We start from the raw sequence: 5,804 nt of genomic DNA, 5'->3' as shown, positions 1-5,804 counted from the left end.
GCCGCGCGCGCGCCCCCCCCCCCCAGCCCAGGCGCGGGGCCCGCCCCCGTTTTCGCGCGCGGGGGAGGACGCGCGCCTGCCTTCTTGCCGGCCTCTGGTGATTCTCCGAAGAAACTCCGGCTCGCGATTTACCTATACCTGGTAAATAGGACATTTAGCTTAGGGTGGGCTCGACCGACGGACAGACCTGTGGAGGATCCGGACCCGTGACAGTGCATCTCTCCGAGGGCCGGGCTCGCGTCGCCACCCTGCCCGCCCCCGTCGTCCGCCCCCGCTCCGTCCCGAGTGTCCCGAGGGCCCGCCGCCTCGTTCTGGAGGTCGCCCGGTTCGCCGTCGTCGGCGGCAGCGGGGTGGTCGTCAACATCCTCTTCTTCAATCTGGCGCTGCACGGCCTGCGGTGGGCCCCGATGGTCGCCACGGTGGTCGCGAGCTGTGTCGCCATGGGGACGAACTACCTCGGCTTCCGCCACTTCGCCTACCGGGACCGGGCCTCGCGCACCCGGCGCCAGATCGTTCTCTTCTTCGCGTTCAGCGGGCTCGGTGTCGCCATGGAGAGCCTGCTGTTCTACGCCGGCTATCAGGGTCTGGGCATGAGCGGTCCGCTCGGCTCCAACATCGCCAAGGCGCTGTCGATCGTCCTGGCCTCGGCGTTCCGCTTCGTGGTGTACCGGACGTGGGTGTTCCAACACGCGAGGAACGGTCGATAGCGCTCCAAAACGGGCTGCACTGACTACGATTAATAGGATGAACGAGGATCAACCTCGCGCGTCCGCCGAGCGCCGCGCGTCCACCGGGTCCGGGCCCAGGAGACCTGCCGTCTCCGTGGTCGTCATCGTCTACAACGACGCCGCCCGGCTGTCCACGGCCGTGCGTTCCGTCCTGGACCAGACGCTGCACGACGTCGAGGTGATCGTCGTCGACGACCGGAGCACCGACGGCTCGTACGAGGTGGCGCGCGGTCTGGCCGCGGCGCACCCCGGCCGGGTCCGCGCCTGCCGGCTGCCCGAGAACAGCGGCGGCTGCGGTGCCCCCCGCAACCGCGGCATCACCGAGGCCCGCGGCACCTACGTCGTCTTCCTCGACAGCGACGACGTCCTGGAGCGCGACGCCTGCCGCAACATGCTGGAGGCCGCGGAGTCCACCGGCGCGGACCTGGTCTCCGGCCTGTGCGTACGCGTGCACGTCGACTCGCGCACGCGCAAGGAGGTCAAGTGGTACCCCTGGCTGTACCGGCGCACCCGGACCCTGGAGTCGATCTCCGAACTGCCCGACCTGCTGGTCTTCGACACCCTGTCGACCAACAAGTGCTACCGCAGGCGGTTCCTGCTCGACGAGGGCCTGCGCTTCCCGGTCGGCATCCACTACGAGGACCTGCTCTTCTCCGCCCAGGCGTACGCCACCGCCCGCCGCATCACCCTCATCCCCAACCGGGTGTACGACTGGCGGGTCTCCGACAAGGCGGAGGCGAAGTCCATCAGCAACCGGCGCGACGAGATCGCCAACTTCACGCACCGCATGGAGATCCACCGCAGGGTCGACCAACTCCTCGCGGAAAACAACCTCTTGGAGTTGAAGTTCGCCAAGGACGTCAAGTTCCTCAAGCACGACCTCGTCCTGCATCTGCGTGAACTGCCCTTCCGCGACGCGGCCTTCCGTGAGGAGTTCGCGGCGATCGCCCGGCGGTACCTGGAGTCGATCGACCGCGCGGCCTTCGACGAGACCGAGCCCGTCCAGGCCATCTGCGCCTACCTCCTCCAGGTGAGCGACTGGGACAACCTGCTGCCGGCCGTGGACACGCTCACCAACCGCGACAAGATCTCCTCGCCGCTCGTCGAGCGCGACGGCCGCGTGTACTGGTGCGCCGAGCATCTCGACGACCCCTTCGGACGCCATGTCCTGGACGTCACCGACCTCGGCCACCACATCAAGCCGGTCGACCGGATGTTCCTGCGCAACACGCTGACCTCGTACGAGAGCACCGGCGGCACCGTCCGGCTCGCCGGGCGCGTCACCAACCCGCTCGGTGTGATCCCGCCGGGCGCCCGGCTCACCGGCGAGCTGGAGTTCTACGCCCGCCGCCCCGGAGTGCGCTTCCAGACCTTCCGCTTTCCCGTGGCGAACGTGTGGCACGCGGGCGAGACCATCGCCTGGGAGGGCTCTGCGAACCTCCTGGCCGTACGGCCGCTCGGCATCGTGGACGCCGTGTGGGACGTACGGCTCCACCTCGACGTCGACGGCGTGCGCACCAGCACGAGACTCACCGCGGCCGAACCCGGCCTGGTCACCGGGCGGTTGCCCGTCCGGCCGAGGCTCACCCGGCTCGTCGCCGACCGCATGGAACCGGTCGTCTCCTCACGCGGACATCTCTCCTTCCGGCTGGTCCCCGACAAGAAGGCGAACGTCGTCGTGCGGCGCGGAGTGCACGGCCGGGCCGCCACGCTCGCCAAGACCGGCTACCGCAAGGCCCGTTCCCTGCGCAAGGAACTCACCTCCGGCGAGACCAAGATCCGTATCTACCACGAGGTGTTCAGCCGGCTGCCCGTCCGCACGGGGCTCGTCGTCTTCGAGAGCCATCTGGGCCGCCAGTACAGCGACAGTCCCCGGGCGATCTACGAGGAGATGCGCCGCCAGGGGCTTCAGTTCGAGCCGGTCTGGTCGTACACCGACAGTCCGGCCGGCTTCCCGGACGACGCCACCCTCGTACGCCGCTGGTCGCTGCCCTACCTCAGGGCGCTCGCGCAGGCCGAGTTCTGGGTCGACAACCAGAGCTACCCGCTGAAGCTGACCAAGCGGCCGGGCACGACGTACATCCAGACGTGGCACGGCTCCGCGCTCAAGCGGATGGGCTTCGACGAGGCCGAATGGAAACTCAAGTCCCGTGAGGGGCAGGCCGAACAGCAGAGGGTGCTGGACCGCTTCGACCGGTTCCTCATCCGCTCCGAGCACGACGTGCGCACCCTCGCGCGGGCGTTCCGGCTGAAGGAGCGGACCCTGCTGCGGGTCGGATACCCGCGCAACGACGCGCTCGTGCGGGCCAGGCAGCGGGAGGCGGCCGGAGGCGGGCGCGAACGCGGCCCGCTGGCGGCGGAACTGGGCATCCCCGACGACCGCCAGGTGCTCCTGTACGCCCCGACGTTCCGCAGCCGCGGCAACGGGAAGAAGCGGTTCGAGCTGCCCTTCGACGTCGAGCGCTTCGCCGACACCTTCGGCGACCGCTACGTCCTGCTGGTCCGCTCGCACTATCTGAACCACGTCGTGCTCCCGCCGTCCGTGCGCGGCCGGATCGTCGATGTCACGGCCCACCACGACATGACCCCGCTGCTCGCCCTCGCCGACGCTCTGATCACCGACTACTCGTCCGTGATGTTCGACTACGCCCTCCTCGACCGCCCGATGTTCTTCTTCGCCTACGACTACGACGCGTATGTGCACGAGGACCGCGGAACCTACTTCGACCTGCTGGAGCGGGCGCCGGGGCCGGTGGTGCGGACCGAGGACGAACTGCACACCGTCCTCGGCTCGCTGGAGGAGCAGAGCGTCAAGTACGCGCCCAGGCGCGAGCAGTTCCTCGCCGACTTCGGCGAGTACGACAAGGGGACGGCGGCCCGTGGCGTCGTCGACCAGTTCTTCGGGCACTGGAGGCGTGGATGACCGGCCCGCAGCGGGACATCTTCTTCGTCTCCAACAGCGTCGACGAACTGGGCGGGGTGACGAGCTGGTCGCACCAGATGGCCCGGCTCTTCACCGAACGCGGTCACCGCGTGCACGTCGTGGGCGTCACCGGGCCCGCCGTCCCGCAGGAACTGGGCGAACTCCCGTACCCCACAACGACGTTGTACGACGTCCACCCGCCCAGCGTCGGACCGGCGCGCGGTCTCAGGGGGCGGCTCGACGTCGCGGAGCGGAGGCTGCGTGCCGAGCGGGCCGCGGGCATGCGGGAGAAGGCCGCCGAGCTGACCGCGCTGTTCCGGGCCGCGCGCCCGGGTGCCGTCGTGATCGTCACCCAGGTGTGGGCCATGGAGTGGGTGGAACTCGCCGACACCGGCGGCATGACCGTCATCGGGATGAGCCACGAGTCCTACGAGTACTGCCGGACGACCTCGCGCTTCCGCCGGGTTCTGAAGCACTACAAGGACGTCGACCGGATGCTCGCGCTCACCCGTGAGGACGCCGACCTGTGGATCGGGCAGGGCATGAACAACGTGTCCTTCATGCCGAACCCCCTGCCGTTCATGCCGGAGGTGCCCTCGCCGCGCACCGGGAACGCCGTCGTCAGCGTGGGGCGGCTGACCGACCAGAAGGGCATCGACATGCTCCTCGACGCCTGGGCCGAGGCCGCCCCGCTCCACCCCGACTGGCGGCTGCGGATCTACGGCTCGGGCGAGGACGAGGAGATCCTGAGAAAGCAGTGCACCGCGCTGGGACTCGACGAGTCGGTCGACTGGATGGGCCGGACGAGCGATGTCCCGGGCGCGCTGCGCGGCGGCTCGGTCTTCGTGCTCTCCTCGCGCGGCGAGGGCTTCCCGCTCGCCCTCATGGAGGGGATGGCCGCCGGGCTGCCCTGCGCCGCCTTCGACTGCGCGCCCGGCGTCCACGAGATCGTCCGGGACGGCGAGGACGGCCTGCTGGCCACCCTCGGCAACACCGGTGAACTGGCCCGCCGGCTCGACACGCTGATGTCCGACAAGGCGCTGCGGGACTTCATGGGCGACGCGGCGCGCGCGAACGTCCAGCGCTTCACGACGGAGGAGGTCGTCCGCGGGTGGGAGGACCTGTTCGTGTTCCTGGAGCGCTGAACGGGCGGAACGAGCCACGGGCGGAATGAGCCCGGGGCGGAGCCGTCGACGGCTCCGCCCCGGGTCACTGCGGGGGTCACTGCGCGCGGGTCACCGCGCGGGCCACGTGCCCGACGGACCCGGTGCGCCTACTTGCCCGTGAACTTCTCGTATTCCTTGAGGACGTCCTCGGTCGCCCCGTCCATGCGCAGCTCGCCGCGCTCCAGCCACAGCACGCGGTCGCAGGTGTCGCGGATCGACTTGTTGTTGTGGCTGACCAGGAACACCGTGCCCGCGGTCTTGCGGAGTTCGCGGATGCGGGCCTCGGAGCGCTTCTGGAAGGAGCGGTCACCGGTCGCGAGGGCCTCGTCGATCATCAGGACGTCGTGGTCCTTGGCCGCCGCGATGGAGAAGCGCAGCCGGGCCGCCATGCCGGAGGAGTAGGTCCGCATCGGCAGCGTGATGAAGTCGCCCTTCTCGTTGATGCCGGAGAAGTCGACGATCTCCTGGTAGCGCTCCTTGACCTGCTCGCGGGACATGCCCATGGCGAGGCCGCCGAGGTAGACGTTCCGCTCGCCGGTGAGGTCGTTCATGAGGGCCGCGTTCACGCCGAGCAGCGAGGGCTGGCCGTCGGTGTAGATCCTGCCGTTCTCCACCGGGAGCAGGCCCGCGACCGCCTTGAGCAGCGTGGACTTGCCGGAGCCGTTGGTGCCGATCAGGCCGATGGCCTCGCCGCGGTAGGCGGTGAAGGAGACGCACTTGACCGCGTGGACCTTGCGGACGCCCGACGCCTTCTCGGACTGCTTGCGGCGCAGGATGCGGTTGAGCGCGGCGGTGGCGCTGCCCCGTCCGGCACCGGTGCCGTTGACGCGGTACACGATGTCGACGCGGTCCGCGATGACGGTCGGGATGCGCTCCGCGGGGGGCGCGGGGGGGGGGGCCCCCCCCCCCCCGGGGGGGGGGGGGGGGGGGTTGGGGGCGGATGTTTTTTGCACCGCCCGAACTCTTCACAACCCTGCCTAACTATGT

The 5,804-nt window shown here is 69.8% G+C and carries 4 protein-coding genes; 3 read left to right on the top strand and 1 reads right to left on the bottom strand.

Translation table 11 applies throughout. The features are described from left to right. The first annotated feature begins 206 nt into the window (after positions 1–206). Genes ACFXGX_RS32355 through ACFXGX_RS32345 form a run of 3 tightly spaced genes read left to right on the top strand, consistent with a single transcriptional unit; the run spans position 207 to position 4,796 of the window. Positions 207–707: a GtrA family protein gene (locus tag ACFXGX_RS32355; RefSeq protein ID WP_384798271.1), complete on the top strand. Its 501-nt coding sequence runs from the start codon at positions 207–209 to the stop codon at positions 705–707. A 37-nt stretch (positions 708–744) separates the two neighbouring features. Beyond that, positions 745–3,651 carry a CDP-glycerol glycerophosphotransferase family protein gene (locus tag ACFXGX_RS32350; protein ID WP_384798268.1) on the top strand — a complete coding sequence of 969 codons (2,907 nt, stop codon included), beginning with the start codon at positions 745–747 and terminating at the stop codon, positions 3,649–3,651. Next, positions 3,648–4,796, top strand: coding sequence for a glycosyltransferase (locus ACFXGX_RS32345; protein ID WP_384798265.1), 1,149 nt, complete (start codon positions 3,648–3,650; stop codon positions 4,794–4,796). Before ACFXGX_RS32350 ends, ACFXGX_RS32345 begins: the two co-directional genes overlap by 4 nt. Before the next feature lie 128 nt (positions 4,797–4,924). On the opposite strand, the gene ACFXGX_RS32340 is transcribed toward ACFXGX_RS32345, so the two are convergent. Continuing rightward, on the bottom strand, positions 4,925–5,686 hold the full coding sequence (locus ACFXGX_RS32340; protein WP_384798332.1) for an ABC transporter ATP-binding protein: 762 nt from the start codon (positions 5,684–5,686) through the stop codon (positions 4,925–4,927). Positions 5,687–5,804 lie beyond the last annotated feature (118 nt).

The organism is Streptomyces sp. NPDC059371 (genome assembly GCF_042751995.1).
Taxonomy (GTDB): Bacteria; Actinomycetota; Actinomycetes; order Streptomycetales; family Streptomycetaceae; genus Streptomyces.
Note: the sequence above shows the minus strand (reverse complement) of the source record. Positions and strands in the feature narration are given on the sequence as shown.